At 43.8% G+C, this 17,796-nt stretch carries 12 protein-coding genes and 1 pseudogene; 3 read left to right on the top strand and 10 right to left on the bottom strand.

The window, feature by feature from the left end:
• Positions 1-332 precede the first annotated feature (332 nt).
• From GPLA_RS04645 to GPLA_RS04635, 3 genes are all read right to left on the bottom strand, one after another.
• A complete protein-coding gene (locus GPLA_RS04645; protein ID WP_007103682.1) occupies positions 333-986 on the bottom strand; it encodes a peroxiredoxin-like family protein in 654 nt (217 codons plus the stop codon).
• A 225-nt stretch (positions 987-1,211) separates the two neighbouring features.
• On the bottom strand, positions 1,212-2,363 hold the full coding sequence (locus GPLA_RS04640) for an L-dopachrome tautomerase-related protein (RefSeq protein ID WP_007103681.1): 1,152 nt from the start codon (positions 2,361-2,363) through the stop codon (positions 1,212-1,214).
• Positions 2,364-2,478: 115 nt separating this feature from the next.
• A complete protein-coding gene (locus tag GPLA_RS04635) occupies positions 2,479-3,480 on the bottom strand; it encodes a zinc-binding alcohol dehydrogenase family protein (protein ID WP_007103680.1) in 1,002 nt (333 codons plus the stop codon).
• A 251-nt stretch (positions 3,481-3,731) separates the two neighbouring features.
• On the opposite strand from GPLA_RS04635, the gene GPLA_RS23680 reads away from it, so the two are divergent.
• A complete protein-coding gene (locus tag GPLA_RS23680; RefSeq protein ID WP_007103679.1) occupies positions 3,732-3,974 on the top strand; it encodes a hypothetical protein in 243 nt (80 codons plus the stop codon).
• A gap of 148 nt (positions 3,975-4,122) precedes the next feature.
• Here GPLA_RS23680 and GPLA_RS04625 read toward each other — a convergent pair whose 3' ends face one another.
• Positions 4,123-4,593, bottom strand: a complete 471-nt coding sequence (locus GPLA_RS04625; RefSeq protein ID WP_051997637.1) for a DUF6789 family protein — start codon at positions 4,591-4,593, stop codon at positions 4,123-4,125.
• 436 nt (positions 4,594-5,029) lie between these two features.
• Here GPLA_RS04625 and GPLA_RS04620 point away from each other — a divergent pair, with 436 nt between their 5' ends.
• Positions 5,030-7,027: a PAS domain-containing hybrid sensor histidine kinase/response regulator gene (locus tag GPLA_RS04620; protein ID WP_007103677.1), complete on the top strand. Its 1,998-nt coding sequence runs from the start codon at positions 5,030-5,032 to the stop codon at positions 7,025-7,027.
• 794 nt (positions 7,028-7,821) lie between these two features.
• Here the strand turns inward: GPLA_RS04620 and rho are convergent.
• Positions 7,822-8,790 (bottom strand): transcription termination factor Rho, encoded by a 969-nt coding sequence (rho, locus tag GPLA_RS04615; RefSeq protein ID WP_007103675.1) that lies wholly within the window; start codon positions 8,788-8,790, stop codon positions 7,822-7,824.
• A 402-nt stretch (positions 8,791-9,192) separates the two neighbouring features.
• The gene (locus GPLA_RS04610; protein ID WP_007103674.1) at positions 9,193-9,720 is read right to left on the bottom strand and encodes a gamma-glutamylcyclotransferase family protein; all 528 of its coding nucleotides are present in this window, start codon (positions 9,718-9,720) and stop codon (positions 9,193-9,195) included.
• Between the two features lie 266 nt (positions 9,721-9,986).
• On the opposite strand from GPLA_RS04610, the gene GPLA_RS04605 reads away from it, so the two are divergent.
• A complete protein-coding gene (locus tag GPLA_RS04605) occupies positions 9,987-10,937 on the top strand; it encodes a class II glutamine amidotransferase (RefSeq protein WP_007103673.1) in 951 nt (316 codons plus the stop codon).
• A 312-nt stretch (positions 10,938-11,249) separates the two neighbouring features.
• Here the strand turns inward: GPLA_RS04605 and GPLA_RS04600 are convergent.
• The 4 genes and pseudogenes from GPLA_RS04600 to GPLA_RS04585 all read right to left on the bottom strand — a co-directional run bounded on the left by GPLA_RS04600 (position 11,250) and on the right by GPLA_RS04585 (position 17,725).
• Positions 11,250-11,917, bottom strand: a pseudogene (locus GPLA_RS04600) (SapC family protein).
• A gap of 120 nt (positions 11,918-12,037) precedes the next feature.
• Positions 12,038-13,591, bottom strand: a complete 1,554-nt coding sequence (locus GPLA_RS04595; protein ID WP_007103672.1) for a tryptophan halogenase family protein — start codon at positions 13,589-13,591, stop codon at positions 12,038-12,040.
• A gap of 258 nt (positions 13,592-13,849) precedes the next feature.
• Positions 13,850-16,624 carry a TonB-dependent receptor gene (locus GPLA_RS04590; protein WP_007103670.1) on the bottom strand — a complete coding sequence of 925 codons (2,775 nt, stop codon included), beginning with the start codon at positions 16,622-16,624 and terminating at the stop codon, positions 13,850-13,852.
• A gap of 531 nt (positions 16,625-17,155) precedes the next feature.
• Positions 17,156-17,725 carry a GntR family transcriptional regulator gene (locus GPLA_RS04585; RefSeq protein ID WP_226993060.1) on the bottom strand — a complete coding sequence of 190 codons (570 nt, stop codon included), beginning with the start codon at positions 17,723-17,725 and terminating at the stop codon, positions 17,156-17,158.
• Positions 17,726-17,796 lie beyond the last annotated feature (71 nt).

The raw sequence follows: 17,796 nt of genomic DNA, 5'->3' as shown, positions 1-17,796 counted from the left end.
CGAACTTCACTTTGGAAATTGATAGCCAAGTGTAGCAAAAATACTGTTTATAAAACCACTATTGTTTGGCCACCGCAAGCAAGCTCTGCAGTCAGAAAAGTGAATCAGTACAATAAGTTGAAAACCATACGATGGCTTGATAAACGCGCTTAAATAAACCCAAAATACAGTCTGGGTGTTTTAGAGAAAAGCGGGTTTACATCCAGTAAAAGAACTGAATAAAACCCTGATTTCATATTGAAAGGAACCCCATGACCTGTGTTTATCCCCCCTTTAGGGTGAACTAAACGCCCGTCATCAATATAGATAAATCCCCAGCCTTATTACTGACGCTAGCCTTGATACGCCTTAAGTGCGCTCAGTATGTCGCCAGGCTCGGCGCGCTTTCTGTAATCCACATCAACGTATCGCCAAAGTACCACGCCATCCCGGCCAATAATAAAGGTTCCGGGGATAGGTAATACGCTGCCGTTGCCATTATTAATTTGCGCTAAATCCAGACCTCTGTCTTTACGCATATGCGCTAAAATCAACTCCGGCACCTGCCACGCCACACCATAAGCAGCCGCGACTTGAGCATCTTGGTCTGATAATACTGGAAATGCTATTTCGGATTTTTCTTTTTGCGATAAGCTATCATCTGGTATTTGCGGGCTAATCGCTACCAGTTCAGCGCCAAGTTGATGAATATCACCCAGAATAGACTGCAATGCTCTAAGTTGTAGATTGCAATACGGGCACCAGTCACCTCGGTAGAAGGTCACCACCACTGGGCCTTTGGCGCGTAATTCCGCTAACGTTACATCGTTACCCTGCACATTCGGTAAACTGAATTCAGGCCCCGGTTGGCCGACGAGCACCGCCTCTTTACCTTGTTCAAACTCATGCGCTTGTTGCATCAACTCATCCATCATTCGCATAAATTCAGGTTTGGCTTGGCGCGACTTGGCTACTTGCGCTTTAGTTTGCTCTCTTAAATTACTCAATTTGCCACTCCTTATCGTTAAAATGGGGCGTTAGTGAGCTGATTTCCCCGTCTAACGCAACAAGATCTGCTGTGATTTAATCAAAGACACTTAACGGCGTTTTGAGCTCGTTTATTTTAGCCCATTTGATTTATCAAACGCCGCAGTTACTGGGTATGAGTTAACACGACGTTTTTGGTTCAGATTTACTTGTTCTTATCGAATACGATCCCCTGTTTAACGAGATTAACGAGCCGTTTTTGACGTAAACAATGCCGGAAAACGCATCACTTTAAATTCCCCCTGACTGGCATTTTTACCGGCATTGAGTACGGGCGAGCGATGTAACTCGTTCACGGTAAAATAAATATAGTTATCGGGACCATGTGCAAAGCCATCTGGCCACACGATACGTTGATCCTTGTATAAGGTACGGCTGTCGCCTGAGGAATCCGTTACTTCGATTGCGCCTTGCGTAACAGAGGTGACGTACACATTACCGCCGCCATCGACCGTAATACCGTCAGATAGGGATTTATCACCGTAACGCTGGATCTTGTTTTCCAGTGCGGACATATCAAGGCTAACGTCAATCAAATCATCCGTTTTGATTCGATAGATTGATGTACCTGACATAGCGCCAAAATAAAGCCAATTCGATTCCGGATCGATGGTGATCGGATTCACACCTAGTCGTACTGGTTCGCCACCAAGGGTGATCACTGTGCCGTCGATTGACATGTCGACATCTTCAGCCTGGGTGAACTGGCTGCCTTCTAGTACACGTCTTGTTTGTCCTGTTTTTATATCAACCAGGATAATAGCAGCTTGCTCGTTTGCAGCGGTATCGGCCAAATAAATGGTGCCGTGTTTATTATCAATCGCTAAGTCATTCAAAAACGAACCACTGGTGATCATAGGCTTGGCAATGTAAATTATTTTCTCAAGGGATTCGGTGCGCGTATTCCAACCGACCAAGCGACCTGCATGATCATCGCTAGACGTATCTAGCATCCACAGCACTCCCTTCTGATCCACGTCAACCCCTAACACGTTATACAAACCGATTTGATTTTCGTCCGGTGCTGACGCCCACGCTTTATTGGGGTATGGCTTAACCGAGCCATCGTTAAATAACTCAACCATTCGTAAGGCTTGTCCGTAAAACCCATGCACGCTGAGAAATTTACGCCCATCAGGACCAATGGCAATATTGCCAGGCGGCGTGCTCTCATCAAACAACGCATAAGTTTCGAGTTCATGGGCAATGTCTTGTGGCTGACTTTCTGGCTGGCTTTGCCCATACGCTTGTGAACTGATTAATGCCCACACACCGATTAAGGTTAGTAACGTTAATTTGCGAGCAAGTATGCTCGGTGGACTCGATTGAACCTTCATATATTTTATCTCTAATTAATGTGCCCGCTAAGTCAAGCATGACAAGACATACAGGCATATCCTTGGGTTAAGGAAAATGGTTATCGTTAGCTTTGATTGTTTATCCAAACAATGCTTAAAAGCCTTCGAGTACTAACTTGCCTACCGCGCTTTTCGACTCAAGCATAGCATGGGCTTTAAGCAAATTTTCAACGGTAATTTTGCCCAAGTGTTCACCTAAGGTCGTGACTAACGTACCCTTATCAATCAACTTAGCGATTTGGCTTAATATTTCGTGTTGCTTTTGCATGTCATCCGTTTGGTATAAGGAACGGGTAAACATGAATTCCCAATGCAAAGATACACTCTTTCTCTTTAACGCCCCGATTTTAATGCTGCTTGGGTCATCAATTAACGCAAGCTTACCTTGCGGGGTAATGCTCTCGACTATTTCGTCAAAATGATCCTCTGTATTGGTTAAACTGACAATATTATCCACACTGGTAAACCCCAGCTCGGCAAGTTGTTTAGGCAAAGATTCATGGTGATTAATAACATGATCGGCGCCCAGTTTACGCACCCAATCAGCACTTTTTTCCCGAGAAGCGGTTGCAATAACAGTTACCTTAGTCAGTTGCTTCGCCAACTGAACCAAAATCGAGCCCACCCCACCGGCTGCGCCAATCACTAACAAGCTTTGTTGACTGTCGGCATTAAGCTGCAGACGGTCAAACAATAATTCCCACGCTGTAACAGCCGTTAACGGCAGCGCTGCCGCTTGCGCATCTGAAATCGTCGCCGGTGCTAAACCCACAAGACGCTCATCGACTAACTGAAACTCAGCATTACTGCCTTGGCGAGTCATATCACCAGCATAGAAAACGCGATCACCTACATTAAAGAGGTTCACCTCATCCCCCACCGCGGTGATGATACCCACCGCGTCGTAACCGAGAATTTTTTCTCTTACCCCACCATGAAGGTTGGCTCTAAGCTTGGTATCAACTGGGTTAACCGATATGGCTTTTATTTCAACCAACAAGTCTCTACCCGTCGCAACGGGAACTTCATGTACATATTCCTGTAACGAACCGCTCGTTAATATTTCACTGGGACGTTTATAACCAATCGCTTTCATTACATTCTCCAATTTTGTGTATAAAAAGGTTTCTCCTCAAATGATAGCGTCATTGTAATCCACTTGAATATTTTAAAAACACATGAATATATAAAACATCTTCAAATACTATTTGAAGATAAACATCTCTTTGTCGTGAATAAACTAAGCGAGAGCTAAAGTAACTTCCTTAAAAAAGCGATGCATGTATATGTATATACATTTGCTATACGGTTTACTTCATTAAATCTTGCTTCGGTTAGGGCAATACTTTGAGTGCTAAAAAAACAAAGAAGGAAAATAATCAGTTAATTGTCCGCATTGATAAGCAAGAACGTGCCGAGTTTGTCGGCTTATGGGAAGAGCTTGATACCAGTGCAGCCCGAGAAGTTAGGCGATTTATTCGTGAGTTCATAACTGAGTTGATGAGCAACTCTAAATTTAAGCTAAAACCGAAAATTCCCATGGCAAAAGCAACAGCCAAAGCCCTTAAGAAAGAGATCAAAAATCGCTAAGTAAGCAAAGTGAATACGTTAAAAAAACAATTTAAAAAAGCCAATTAAGATTTTTATACTAACTAGCCGGATGGGTTTCTCCTCCGGGGGTTTCATTGAGTTGTGCAAATAGACCCTAAATAAACGAACTTAGGGCCACAGATGGTAGCTAAACAGCAGAGGATTGGGGATTGCCAAGCAATTTAGCAAATGTAAACCCCATCACTGCTCCAAATACAATATGTAGTATAAGTGTCATTATCGGTGCCATGATCCCTATTGAAAGACCAAACAATCCAGCACCACTCATTGGCATGGGCCCAATCATCATTAACAACCAAGCGCCGATACCAAGAACAATCCCTTTGCCAATTTGCGAGCGTCCAGGTAAAGCACGATTAAACACGGCAAAAGCGCCGCCCCAAGCAAACGCGCCAATTGCAAAATGCATTATCCAACCTGTGGTTAAGCTAACTTGTGTGCCCATTTTTTCAGCCGCCATGGTAGACAGCATATGGACGGGATCTAACGTGGGCAGAACGCCCATGTTTTTTTTAATCATCATCAACCCTGTTAGTACTAGAGTACCAACGAATCCAGCAATTATACCTTTTAAAATAACGGATACATTAAACGACATAGTAATAGCCCTCTCGATTTTAACTGTGTGTTAACAACTCCTTGTTTAACATACAGGCATTCATTTGCAAGCAATCATTGGGGTCAATAACCGCCAATAGATAGAGCTAGATGCGTGGGATCTCAGCCGTTCCCCTCCTTAGAACACAGCGGTTACAGGTTACAATTACTCGTGCTTAGAGTCGAAATATCCCGCTGGCGCACCATGTCATTATTGCCGACTTGTTCATCAAAATCTTTGACAAAGTATTTAGCCACACGAACGACAAAAAGTTTTAGTATCCAAGCTGGTTTATATAATATGCTGTGTGCTTTATTAAGGAGTAAGCACCCCCCTCACCATCGTTCTGTTAACCTCTGGAATAACAGCCAACGGATCAAGCGTGCTTTCGTAACCACAGGGGCCAACGGTAGTATGTTGGCTGAGAAGTAAATATATGGCTCAAGAGCTAAGTACACATACCCAGTTAAATTTCATGTCTGGCGGCGGCGAGATGGGTGCGCTTATTCGTGCCTACGACTGGAATACAACGTCATTGGGCAATCCAGAGACTTGGCCACAACCCTTAAAAACCAGCTTACGCCTATTGTTATCTACCGGACACCCAATGCTTATTTGGTGGGGTGAAGAATTAATTCAATTTTATAATGACCCCTATGCCCGCACATTAGGATCTGAACGTCACCCAAGTGCATTAGGGCAACGGGGGCATGAGTGCTGGGCCGAAATTTGGCCAGAAATTGAGCCGCAAATCACTCAGGTCATGTCAGGGAATGGTCACACTTGGCATGAAAATCAACTGCTGTTCATTACCCGTAATCGCAAACGAGAAGAAATGTATTGGACATACAGTTATGGCCCGATAGATCATCCTGAAGCTAACTACGGTGTTGGCGGCATCTTAGTGATAACAACAGAAACGACAGAACAAGTACTCGCCGAACAACGCATGAAAACAGCAGAAGCACGCTGGCGCGCCCTTTTTGATCAAGCGCCTAGCTTTATGTGCGTATTACATGGGGCTGATCATCGTTTTGAGTATGCCAATCGTAACTACTGTGAAATGCTCGGCCAAGCTGATATTTTAGGCAAAAAAGTCACAGATGTAGTTCCCGAAGTGGGCGCTCAAGGTTTCGTTGAGCTACTAGATAAGGTTTATCAAAGTGGTAATAGCCATCAAGGTATAGCTGCTCCATTGAGCTTTGGTACACGCGAACCTATTTTCGTAGACTTTATTTACCAACCAATATTAGAAACTAATGGACAAGTTAGCGGCATATTAGTCGAAGGATACAACGTCACTGAGCGTGTTATTGCAAATAGATCATTGCAAGAAGAACATCGCCGTAAAGATGAATTTCTCGCCATGTTAGCCCATGAACTGCGTAATCCCTTAGCGCCGATTCGCAATGTTAGCGAGATGCTGATCCAAACAACTGAGCAAGACAGCAGCCTACAGAATATTGGCAGCATATTAGCCCGTCAAGTCACCCATCTAACCCACCTGATGGATGATTTACTCGATGTATCACGTATCAGTCAAAACCGAATCACGTTACAACATGAAACCCTAAGTTTATCCAGTATAGTGAATGTAGCAACTGAATCATTACAAAGTGCAATAGCGCAGAAGAATCACCAAGTTAATTTCATCGACCATGAACATAAATTATATGTCAGTGGTGACATGACCCGTCTAGTGCAGTGTTTAACAAACATCATTAATAATGCGATTAAGTATACCCAAGTGGGCGGAAAAATAGAGATTCAAGTAAACACGTTAGAAGACTTGGCTGAAATTACCGTTTCCGATAACGGCTGCGGTATTTCTGCTGATATGCAAGCTAGCGTGTTTGAATTATTCACCCAAGCGAAGCAGACATTGGATAGATCCCAAGGCGGATTAGGCATAGGTTTAAATATCGTCCAGCGCTTAGTGCATATGCATGGGGGTAACGTCACGGTGCACAGTGACGGTTTAGGCAAAGGTTCATGTTTTAGCATTCATTTACCCAGAGTAGACGCTTCGACATTAGCCCCAAACACACCCGTTAAACCTAATACAGTGCACAAGCGCATCTTGGTAGTCGATGACAATACCGACTCAGCAGATACCATGGCAGAGCTATTAGGCTTGCAGGGGCATAGTGTAATCACAGCATATACAGCTCTTGAAGCATTGAGTGCGGTTGACGATTTTGACCCAGACATTGTTTTATTGGATATCGGTTTACCCGACATGAATGGTTACCAAGTGGCTAAGAACATAATTCACAAAAACAAAAAAAGAATAATTGTCGCTTTGACCGGTTACGGTCAAGCAGAAGATGTGCGTAAAGCCAAAGAAGTAGGCTTTGACTTCCACTTCACTAAGCCGGTGAAACTAGCAGATTTAGTAAACATCTTTACCGTAAATGATTCACCAGTTAAGTGAATAACGGCTTAAGTCTGTTGTCGCATGTAGGGTGAAGGAACTCTGTATGCGGCTGTTTTTTCCCTTAAACGCCTAGCGTTTACGTACGTTAAATTTATCCAGACATTTGATACTCGAATGATATAAACACACTTCAAATGTAGCATTTTTCTGTCCCAATATTCGTTTGTGCACGCTAGAAATAATGAAAATAGGTTGTCGGTTTGTTACTGCAATTAACCATATGTTCATCTCACCTTTGCACTTGAGCCGCTATTTCATTATAACTAGCACTTATTGTTTCCAGGTTATTTCCAGACAATTACCTCGTTCGGATCTCCAACAAAATGGCTAAATTATCGACTTTATTTTTTGCTGAGCGAATAAAATACCATCAACATGGTTTAATCGAACACCTAGGCTCGTGCAATGTAATTTAGAAAAGGAACATCTAATACCGGCACCATACTCAGCCAAATATCCGTTTATAAAAATGGACTTATTAGCAGTCTGATATTTTCAGTTTCTTCGACCTGCTTAGCTCAACAAGTTCCGCCAGCAAATACCAGCAATGACGATGAATATGAAATGGTTGTTATCACTGCGCAAAAACGTGCGCAAAAATTATCCTAAGTACCCATAGCGATTTCGTCGTTCAGTGCGACCAGTATCGAGCAAACAGATATTATTCAATTAACTGATTAATAAGATTAGATAGCCATTGCGTTAACACGATGAAAGCTCAGCCCCCTTGTATAATTAACCTTCCCATCACTGCTTATTGCAGACATAAACATTCGTTGAACCCAGTGAATTTATGCTTTTTGAAGCATAAATTGAGTCAGCAACTCAGCATTCGTAGGATACTTTTCAAGCAATTCAGCAAGTTTTTTGGCGCTTTCTAACGGTTTAAGATGAGCAATCGCTCTGCGCAACACTCTCACGTGTTCCATATCTTTGGCATTTAGCAACAGCTCTTCACGACGAGTGCTACTTTTCGCTATATCCAGTGCAGGAAATATCCGTTGCTGGGCAACCTCACGTGATAAAACAATTTCCATATTACCCGTGCCTTTAAACTCCTCAAAGATGACTTGGTCCATTCGGCTGCCCGTATCAGAAAGTATGGTCGCTAGAATGGTAAGCGACCCACCATTTTCAATTTTTCTAGCGGCACCAAACAATTTTCGCGGTATTTCCATGGCACGTGCGTCCATGCCGCCTGACATAGTACGACCGCTGCTTTTACGCTCAGCATTGTGTACTCGGGTAAGCCTAGTAAGCGAATCAATAACTATCATGACATCGTGACCTTCACCAGCTTGTTGGCGAGCAGTCTTTAGCAATGCATTGGCCATACGAACGTGTTGATCGTAGCTCTCATCGGTAGATGAAGCATGGACTTCTGCTGGCACACTGCGCTTAAAATCCGTCACCTCTTCAGGCCGCTCATCAATGAGCAAGGCATAGAGCTTAATCTCGGGGTGCGCTTTACCCACCGCTTGGCAAATATGTTTTAACAGGGTAGTTTTCCCGCAGCCTGGGGGAGCAACAATCAACCCTCGCTGGCCCATTCCGATTGGCGTGATTAAATCCATCGCGCGCATAGTCGGTTGCTCAGAGCCAAGTGCTAACTGAATATGTTGATACGGATTGATGGCCACGCCATTTGAAAAACGCTTTAGTGGGTCAACATAAGACGCCTCTTTGCCCTCTTCTACCGCTTTGTCGACTTGCTGATCGTTATTTCTTTTCAACTTCAAAGATAATATTTTTCTTGTCATGGTATTGGTTTATCGCCTTAGAGATTAATTTTTAGAGGTGTTCACAGGCCCTTGCGGAACAGCTCAATTTATTGCTCGAACAATATTTTATGCTGGATCCATTCATCTATCTAATTTGCTTACTTACCAAACTATGGTTGGGGAACCAAAGGAACTAATGACCGATAGAATCGACGATAAGCAATACGGTGCTTAAACCGCAATTACGCTAGAATTGACCGCTGATTATGACATGGGAGATATTCCTATCTTACACCATTTACCGAACAGTATTGTGTGAATTACGACGCTTGAAGTACAAATTAATCAGTGATGACGCATAATGTTATGGTCAGGACGGTTGTAAACTCTGAGATATCTGACGCGATAGGTACTCGGTCCATTTATTCCTATTTAAGGACGTCAGCGGTCGATGAAATCACCTTTGTGCATAACTTGCTCCAGTCGCCCGACCAGCTCGAGATTCACAGTATGTCTGTCAATCACCGGGTCGTTTACATCTGCAATAGCGCGAATAGCGTCGACATACGCGACCGGGAAATCATGGTATTCACACCCCAGCATCACAAGTCGCTTGTACCAGCTAAATGGTATTAACGTGTTATCCACGGCCTCTGGCGTCGCAATGTATGTCCAACACGGCCCAACGTTACTCACTTCAACTATGGCCCGATGGTATCCGCGACCAAGTCCTTCAATCAGATCGAGCACTGCCGTATCATCGGTATTGATACTGTAGACGGCAACACATGTTTTTTCTGCCGCCACCTCTATACTGCATTTGGCCGAACCGTCCTTGCCACGCTTGTTGAACCGCAAACCGTAACCGTCTATGTGGCTGATACCAATGAGGTTGGCAGTGGGTACACGTGCGCATAGCCGATATGGATGCAAGTTACTGCCGTACGCGGCATAAAGCAGTTCTGACATATGTGCCCTCCAGTATTAATAGCGTTAAGTTAAGGCGTCAGCGATAGGCAAACACTAACCATAAGCCCGCGCTTGCGCTCATTGACCACCAGAGCATTGTGCCTATCTTATCAAAACAAAGAAGTAAATTCCTTGCTCCCTCGATTTGCGTCTAGTCCAAGGGTATGCACTAATGGGCACAGGCTATACTGCTGTATGCGGTAATAAACGATAGTTACGTGAGCGAACATAGGTACGCCTGTTTACTCAACAAATAAGGATAAATCATGTGCCGAGTTCTTGCTTATATCGGACCAGAAATACCGCTTGAAAGCTTACTACTGAAGCCAGAGAATAGTCTGATAAATCAGTCTTTGGACCCTGAACTTCATCCGTTACTTCAACTAGCGGGCTGGGGATTTGGCGCCTGGAGCAAACATCTTTTGAAACCAGAAGAACCCTTGCTCTATCATAGGCCCATGCCTGCTTTTTACGATGATAATGCCGAAGGGATCATACCAAGTATTCAGGCTAGCACCATGTTAGCTCACGTAAGAGCAGCAGCTTATAATTCGAAAACAGTACTAGCCGACGAAAATTGCCACCCTTTTTCGTTTCAAGAAACTCCATGGATTATTGCTCAGAACGGTAACTTGTCGAATTGGAGATTATTACAAAAAGAACTACTATCGCACTGTAAGAATAAGTACCTGAAACAGATGCGCGGCACCACAGACACAGAGTTTCTTTACGTGCTTCTTCTGTCATTGCTCAAGAGTGATAGTAACGAGGATGTTCAACATGGGTTCGAGGACATGCTTAAACTCATCGTCCAAACGATGAAAAACCTCGATCTCCTAGCGCTCAACAAGTTAAAGATTGCCTTGGTTGCCCCCAACCGAATTATCGGGGTCAATTATGGTACTGGACATAACGGCGAAATCGACGTAACTGGCGACTGGAAAGCATTACGAAAGTCAGGTCCTGATACAAAAGACTATGCGCTATCCATGGTCCTAGAACCTATGTATTTGCTTACAGGTCGAAATTTTCAACAATATGAAAAATCTTACGACATTGATGTATGTTCTGGCGACGAGGCAACGTCCGCTATATTTGCCTCGGAACCGCTAACTGAAAATGCCGACAATTGGCTGAATATCAATTTCGGTGAAATCGTCGTTATCGAGAAAAAGGGCACAAACGTGACGAGAAAGGTCAGTAAATTGAACGTATAAATGGGTGAAACGTACGGGTGTTTAGCACCCTTCATGATAGGGGTATTTTTCCCTCCCTCGAGCGTTCAAATAATAACGCTTAGGGTCAGAGTTAGAGGGAACAAACATCAGATTTGATTGGCGATTGCTCCGTGATTAATAAACTTATTGCAAATAATAGAGGCTTAAACATGATAAAAAACATTCTGCAAGATGCGCCCAAGATTTGAAATCATTGCTCGAATGACGTAACTAAATATTCAAGCAACACCTTGCACGACAACCTAGCGCCCCCTCACCACACAATAAATTAAATAGGACGCTTTTGGCTAATTAACCTCGCGCCTTCTTCCATTCCACTAGTTTTTGAATATGCCCCATTGAGGCCGAGATTAAGTAACAGGCCTGCATGTAGCCTTTGCTGTGAAACTGTTCCAAGGCTTCCCCTGTCAATGCGGCCAGTTTGCTTTCGTTGATGCTATACAAACCATCAAAACGTTTTTGCTCGCCACCTGAAAGGGTAATACCCAGTTGCACGGGTTCAATTAAGTCATGCTCCACTAACGCATTGATAAAAATCTCCGTGCGTTTATTACCAGACATTAATTGACTCAGTAAATCACTGATTTCGTCTAAGTAGCGGTTGGCTTTCCCGTGCTCGTCAAATAAACGCTCCCCTGACTGGTATTCACTCTTGGGCTGTCCATATCAATAGTGATGACGGTGTTGTCGTTAGTGGGCTCGGCACCGCTTTCGGTCACGCCGACCATAAAGGGCTGGCGTCGTAAATGGAGCGGCACATAATGGCTACACCATTGATTATTATCCAAAAATAGGTTCTCACCTGCTTCAAAACCCGTGATCACGTTTAAGCCGAATTGCCCTGTGTTGTTATCTTTTAAAAAGCAAATGGGGTAGGCCAATACTAAGGCTCTAACCTCATCAGCAACGACTGGGATGAAATGTACATTTTCGCCGTATTCAGCGCCTCTGTTAGTCACTATACGGATGTCACTATGATGCTTGATATCGAGTAGTACAGGCTGAGCCACGGCCGCCTCCTTATTTTTTAATGGGTGCTATTGCGCCTTCGTACGCAACTTTATTCTGGGGTTATCCTATTACACTTTTTGTAAACCATACTGATGAATTTTGTTTAACAATGCCCGATTGGTTGGCAAGTTTCTGCGCATCTGCTCACACTGCTGACTATTTTTGTGTCGTAAACTGACAGCTTTTTGCTGATAAGCGTCTGATAGTCCTAATGCACTGTGCTGAGTATAAAACCCCATTCCGTACAATACATATTGATAGCTTGCAGCAGGAAATACTTCAACCGCATCCTCAAAATCATTGTGCCAAGGTGGCTGATAGCGCCATAAGGTTAGATGATCTTGCAGGCTTTGGGGGATCGTTACTGGGTCGCGGTTATCAATCCAAAAATCTGAATCATTGCGTTGGGTTAACATGTAGTGCAGTTTCAAAAAGTCGATTATGCGCTCCCAGCGATACAAGAACGTGCGGTTAAACCGCTTGGCAATGACGTCCATTGCATCGCGCATGGCAGGAAACTGTTCTGCAATCATAGAGGCGGATATCTCGACAAGCAGCAAAGATGATGCTTCAAGGGGCTCAAGAAAGCCTGCGGACAAACCAATGGCTACGCAGTTTCGTTGCCAGAACTTTTCTCTGTGGCCTGGATTTAATGGAATTTTACGAATATCCGCACTGTTGACGCTGCCTCCTGTTTGGCGAATATAATGCAGCAATTCTTCGCCAGCTCGCTCTTCACTCGTATGGGCACTGGAATAAACATGCCCTACCCCACGGCGATTTTGCAAGCCAATATCCCACACCCAACCTGCGCTTTGTCCGGTGGAAATAGTATGGGATGCCACAGGTGCATTTTCGTCATCATAAGGTACGTGTATGGCAAGAGCTTGATCGACAAATAATACGTCTTTACAGGATTTAAAACCGACCTTGAAATGCTCCCCTAACAGCAGCGATTTAAAGCCAGTGCAGTCGATAAATAAATCCCCCTTGATGTCTCCATTTTGCGCTGTGCTTACACTGGTAATATCGCCATTCAAGGCCGAATTAATATGGCTAACGTTGTCCAGTATGTGCCGCACCCCAAGCTTATCGGTGCAGTGTTGCTGCAAAAAGGCTGAAAAAAGCCCCGCATCAAGATGATAGGCATAATTAATAATGGACGCGTATTCGGCTGTCGTAATAGCTTTAGGCGCTAAGCCTAATTCACACACGGTTTCCTGTGGACTGACCGCTTGAGAAAAGGACTGCCCGCTGGGCGCGTATGCCCAATGACGCGCCAAATTAGTCCTATCAAAATCTTGTGGCAGTACCAGAGGATGATAATAGAAGTCATCCTCCTCCCCCGTGACCCACTTGGCGAATTTAGCCCCTTGTTTAAATGACACATTACATTGTTGAATAAAGTCGGTTTCTCCTATGCCCATCGCTTTAAGTGTACGGCGCATAGTAGGCCAAGTTCCCTCCCCAACCCCGATGGGTTTAACATCCGGCGACTCAACTAATGTAATGGTAAAGCCCGTAGCATGCTCATTTTTAAGCTTGGCCGCCAACGTTCCTGCCGTTATCCAACCTGCGGTCCCCCCGCCAACGATAACAATGGACTGAATTGCGTGTGTCACTGACCACTCTCCCAAGGTTTGTGTATTGCTTTGCCATGGGCATATTTATTTCGCCGCCCTAACGCAGTTAACCATAACACTGCTGACATTTTGCCTCTATCGATTGGTGCAGCGTGCATAATCGACCTAAATAACACAGCCGCTCAATGTGGCGGCTGTTAAGGATTTTTCGCTAGTTTGACGTTTTTATCTATTTGCGCTGCTCACCGACAGCGCCATCAACCTAGGATTGCAACCCCAGGTTGATGACAGAGCGATTTACCATTTACCGCTAATGCCAAAACTGAAGCGCGGCCCGTATTGCTCAGCAGAAATTAACTGCTGGTCGAAACGTCCGTGACGACGCACGGTTTCATCCGTTAAGTTGAGACCATCGACATACACGGTGAAGGTTTCATTAATCTCGTAATTAACACTGAGATCCCACTGACCATAAGCTTCGGTAAACGTAGGCTCTGTGCCCAGTGCTAACAAAAACTCATCACGCCAGTTATACGCTACACGTACTTGTAGCTTTTCATTTTCATAAAAGCCCACTAAGTTACCTGAATCACTTAAACCAGTTAAAGCGATGGTTTGATCGAAATCATAGGGGTCAAATGCTTCATCACTGTCAACTAAGGTGTAGTTAGCCACGGCCCCAAAGCCGGTATCCGCAAACATATACTGGGCATTAAATTCCCAACCGTCTACTTCACGATTTTGTAGGTTATCTGGCGTCGACACATCAAACATCACAATCGGGTCAGACGCTTGGCTTAAACAGTCAGGATTCGGCGTATCAGATGAATCAGGACATCCAGGACGTGGGTTAATACTTGGGTCACGTAATGGGTTACCGTTAACATCATTAATGGCACGTTGTTCAACGCCTGCACCAATGAAGTTTTCAACGAATTTCTTAAAATACCCAACTGATGCGTAGCTACCGTCGTTGTCATACCACTCAAGTGAAATATCGAAGTTATCAGAAGTAATAGGTAACAGATTTGGGTTCCCCTGAGAGGCATTAAATGGCCCTTCAGGACGTGCGTCAATGCGCGTAGCTGGGAACATAGCACTGATACCCGCTCTGGCTAATGTTCGGCTATAAGAGAAACGCGTTTTTACATCCTCTGTTAACTCCATACTAAAATCTAGGTTCGGCAATATACGGGTATAACTGCCGTCTAACTCCTGTGCCGTGGCTGTGGTGTCAAAGAACGGGCGTAATTCTTCTGCGTGCCGATAGTTCAGCGCGATAATACCTGGTTGCACTGAATAAGCACTGACGTCAGTGTCTTCATAGCGAACGCCCACATTAAGATCTATGGGGTAATGATTGAATTCAGTTCTAAAGTCAAAAGAGACATACAAGGCCGTCGTTTCTTCGTTCACCCCATTGGTGGTGACATCAGGCGCAAGGAACAAACCTTGATCTTTGACGATATCTACAAAACGACTAGCATCATATTTGGGAATAAAGGGAAACAAGTTGCTGGCACCCGAGAACTGATCAGCGAAATTACCCAACGGCGAAAACGTTAAGCCCAAATCATCCAGTGGAATATCCACAAAAGAGAAGCGCTCAGACAAATACGTATCAACCTGATAATCGGTGTACATTACCCCAAAGTTAATGGCGGCTAATGCGCCGTCTTCGAGGTTATCCCACTTACCATTAAACTGGTATTGCTTGATGTTGTTTTTCATCTCGTAACCGCGCAATTGGTATAAATCAGACACAATATTGTCAGGGTTATACGCACCGCCCGGTAAACCAGAGTCATCCACAGTAATCGACGGGATTTCGCCACTGAAATCAGCAGCAATTAAGCTCACTGAACCCGGTGGATTTTTCAAGTTAGCTAGAGTTTCAGCAGTTTGCCCATCTGGATTTGAGTGAGACGTTGAATCATGAATATCAAAAGACAGATTTAATGCCTCTGTTGCCTGCCACTTAAGATTAAAACCGATTGAATCGTTTTCTTTTTTCTCGTAACGCTCCCAGGCCCAGAAATTTAATTCATCGTTAACATTACTGATATTCACCAAGGTACCGTTTTCATCGGCGACCCCAGTTGGGTTATCAAACCAAAATGCTTGTTTGTTGGTATAGCTGGTCTCTTCAAAACGTGACAGGGTGTAATCAAGCGTGGCTTCGATGCGATCGTTGGGTGCAAACTGTAAAACCAACTGCGCATTTTGACGCTCACGTTCCGTATCAAAGCGTTCGATTTCCGGTGTCCAAGGTACCCAATAAGCCCCAGTTGGGTTGTTAGTGGAATTGATTGCACTGGCGTCAACACCATCAGGGTTAGCACGGTTGCGCACCCAACCTGATGACGTCCCAACGCGATCACGACCGCTATCACGCTCCGAGTGAGAAGCTGATAACAACACACCAAATTTACCATCGGCGAAGGTTTGGCTGATCATACCTGAGATTTCAGGGGTGATATTACTGCCGGTTTCTACACTGGTATCGTATACACCTTTCGCACTGGCAAATGCTTTAAATCCATCATAATCAAACGGCTTTGCAGTACTGATATCAATGGTGGCTCCGATGCCGCCTGAGGCAACATTGGCTTTACCGGTTTTAAATACCGAGACCCCAGACACGCTTTCTGACGCGATTTCCCGGAAGTTAAAACTACGAGAGACCCCCGCAGATTGCAATGCACATGAATTTGGCATTTGACGACCATTTAAGGTCACCAAGTTAAAATCTGGACCGAAACCGCGTACGGTAACCTTGTTACCTTCATTATTGGCTCGGTCAATTGATACACCACTAATGCGTTGTAATGATTCGGCTAAGTTGGTATCTGGCAACTTACCTATGTCTTCAGCAGAAATAGCGTCAACCACACCAGATGATTCTTGTTTAATGGATGCCGACTTACTTAATGCGCTGCGAATACCTGTGACATTAATCACTTCAACATCACTCTCGTCAGCATTCGCTGGCGTTTGCTGAGCGTAGACACTAGCGGACGACACTAACATCGCCATACATATGGCGTTTAGTTTAAATTTTGTGTTACTCATTTCGTGCACCTCGAAGATATTGGATATTCAGAAAGAATAAGTTCTAGTCACATCTACCACATGACAAAACCAATATTGTCATCAACCTTAATGTTAACAATCTACAAAATATAATGAAAATTGTAGTGTGAAGTCAAACTAAATCAACAATATTTTTACAATTATCAAGGCTGGAATTAAGTCGCTAGGTCGTTTTTTTGCATTTTATTGGCTTGATGTTTGAAAGAAGTTTTCAGCTAAATTTACACGCTAAGACATTGTAAATTATAATAATAAATTTAAATTTAAGTGAGTTGGAATATAACGAAAGCCCCATTACAAATAGCAATTTATTTACCCTTAAGAAAGGGGAATGCTCACCACACTAGAGCAGAATTAAAGTCACACTTACTGACATTACTAAATAAAAGTTCGTTGATGGTAAAAAAAAGGTGTCGTTGTTGAATAGCCAGTGATATTGACTACAGAAATGCATAGGCAAGTAGAAATGAACAAAAAAAGCCGTTTTGTATAAAACGGCTTTATATAAGGTTATTTTATGTTTTTACGAATGCTTGAAATGGCCAATTTGAGATCGTTTTTCCGCAGTGCATCCACAATATGACGATGCTCGTCGACTAGAGTTTGTGAGTTGCGGATCCGTTGGTAGTTCATACGCATTCTCAGTACCACTGGGTACCACAAGTTAGTTAAATCTTCTCCACCCGCCAGACCAACAAAGTATTTATGAAATTCAATATCGGTCTTGGTTAATTCGGTAAATTCTTCTTTATCGAAATGCTCCTGCATCTTATCGATAATGGCATCCATACGTGCAAGATCAGCTTCTGAAATATTATTTTCTAGCTGCTTAACCGCATGCTCTTCAATTTTGCGCCGGATATCGATACTTAGCTTTTGTAATTCGGAGGTCAACGGACTACTCACTGACGAGCCCACATTATCTTTACTGACCAACAAACCTTCTTTGGTCAGCTTAATAAGCACGTCTCTGATCGGACCACGAGAGGTACCAAACCTTTCTGCTAGCTGTTGCTCGTTCAGTTTGCTGTTTGGTTCGAGTTCACCTGAAATAATATCAGAACGGAGTACATCAGCGATTTACTCTCTGACGGAAAGAATTTTGTTAGATTTCATAAGGTAAGCTTCCCAAAAAGCAGTATTTTATTTTA

It is taken from the genome of Paraglaciecola polaris LMG 21857, assembly GCF_000315055.1.
Taxonomy (GTDB): Bacteria; Pseudomonadota; Gammaproteobacteria; order Enterobacterales; family Alteromonadaceae; genus Paraglaciecola; species Paraglaciecola polaris.
The sequence above is the reverse complement of the archived record's forward strand: the minus strand, read 5'-3'. Positions and strand labels throughout refer to the sequence as shown.

Excerpts from the sequence above, each read along its gene's own strand:
- GPLA_RS04635 (WP_007103680.1), bottom strand. The coding sequence starts at position 3,480 with ATGAAAGCGATTGGTTATAAACGTCCCAGTGAAATATTAACGAGCGGT.
- rho (WP_007103675.1), bottom strand. The coding sequence starts at position 8,790 with ATGACAAGAAAAATATTATCTTTGAAGTTGAAAAGAAATAACGATCAG.
- GPLA_RS04590 (WP_007103670.1), bottom strand. The coding sequence starts at position 16,624 with ATGAGTAACACAAAATTTAAACTAAACGCCATATGTATGGCGATGTTA.
- GPLA_RS04620 (WP_007103677.1), top strand. The coding sequence starts at position 5,030 with ATGGCTCAAGAGCTAAGTACACATACCCAGTTAAATTTCATGTCTGGC.
- GPLA_RS04625 (WP_051997637.1), bottom strand. The coding sequence starts at position 4,593 with ATGTCGTTTAATGTATCCGTTATTTTAAAAGGTATAATTGCTGGATTC.
- GPLA_RS04605 (WP_007103673.1), top strand. The coding sequence starts at position 9,987 with ATGTGCCGAGTTCTTGCTTATATCGGACCAGAAATACCGCTTGAAAGC.
- GPLA_RS04640 (WP_007103681.1), bottom strand. The coding sequence starts at position 2,363 with ATGAAGGTTCAATCGAGTCCACCGAGCATACTTGCTCGCAAATTAACG.
- GPLA_RS04610 (WP_007103674.1), bottom strand. The coding sequence starts at position 9,720 with ATGTCAGAACTGCTTTATGCCGCGTACGGCAGTAACTTGCATCCATAT.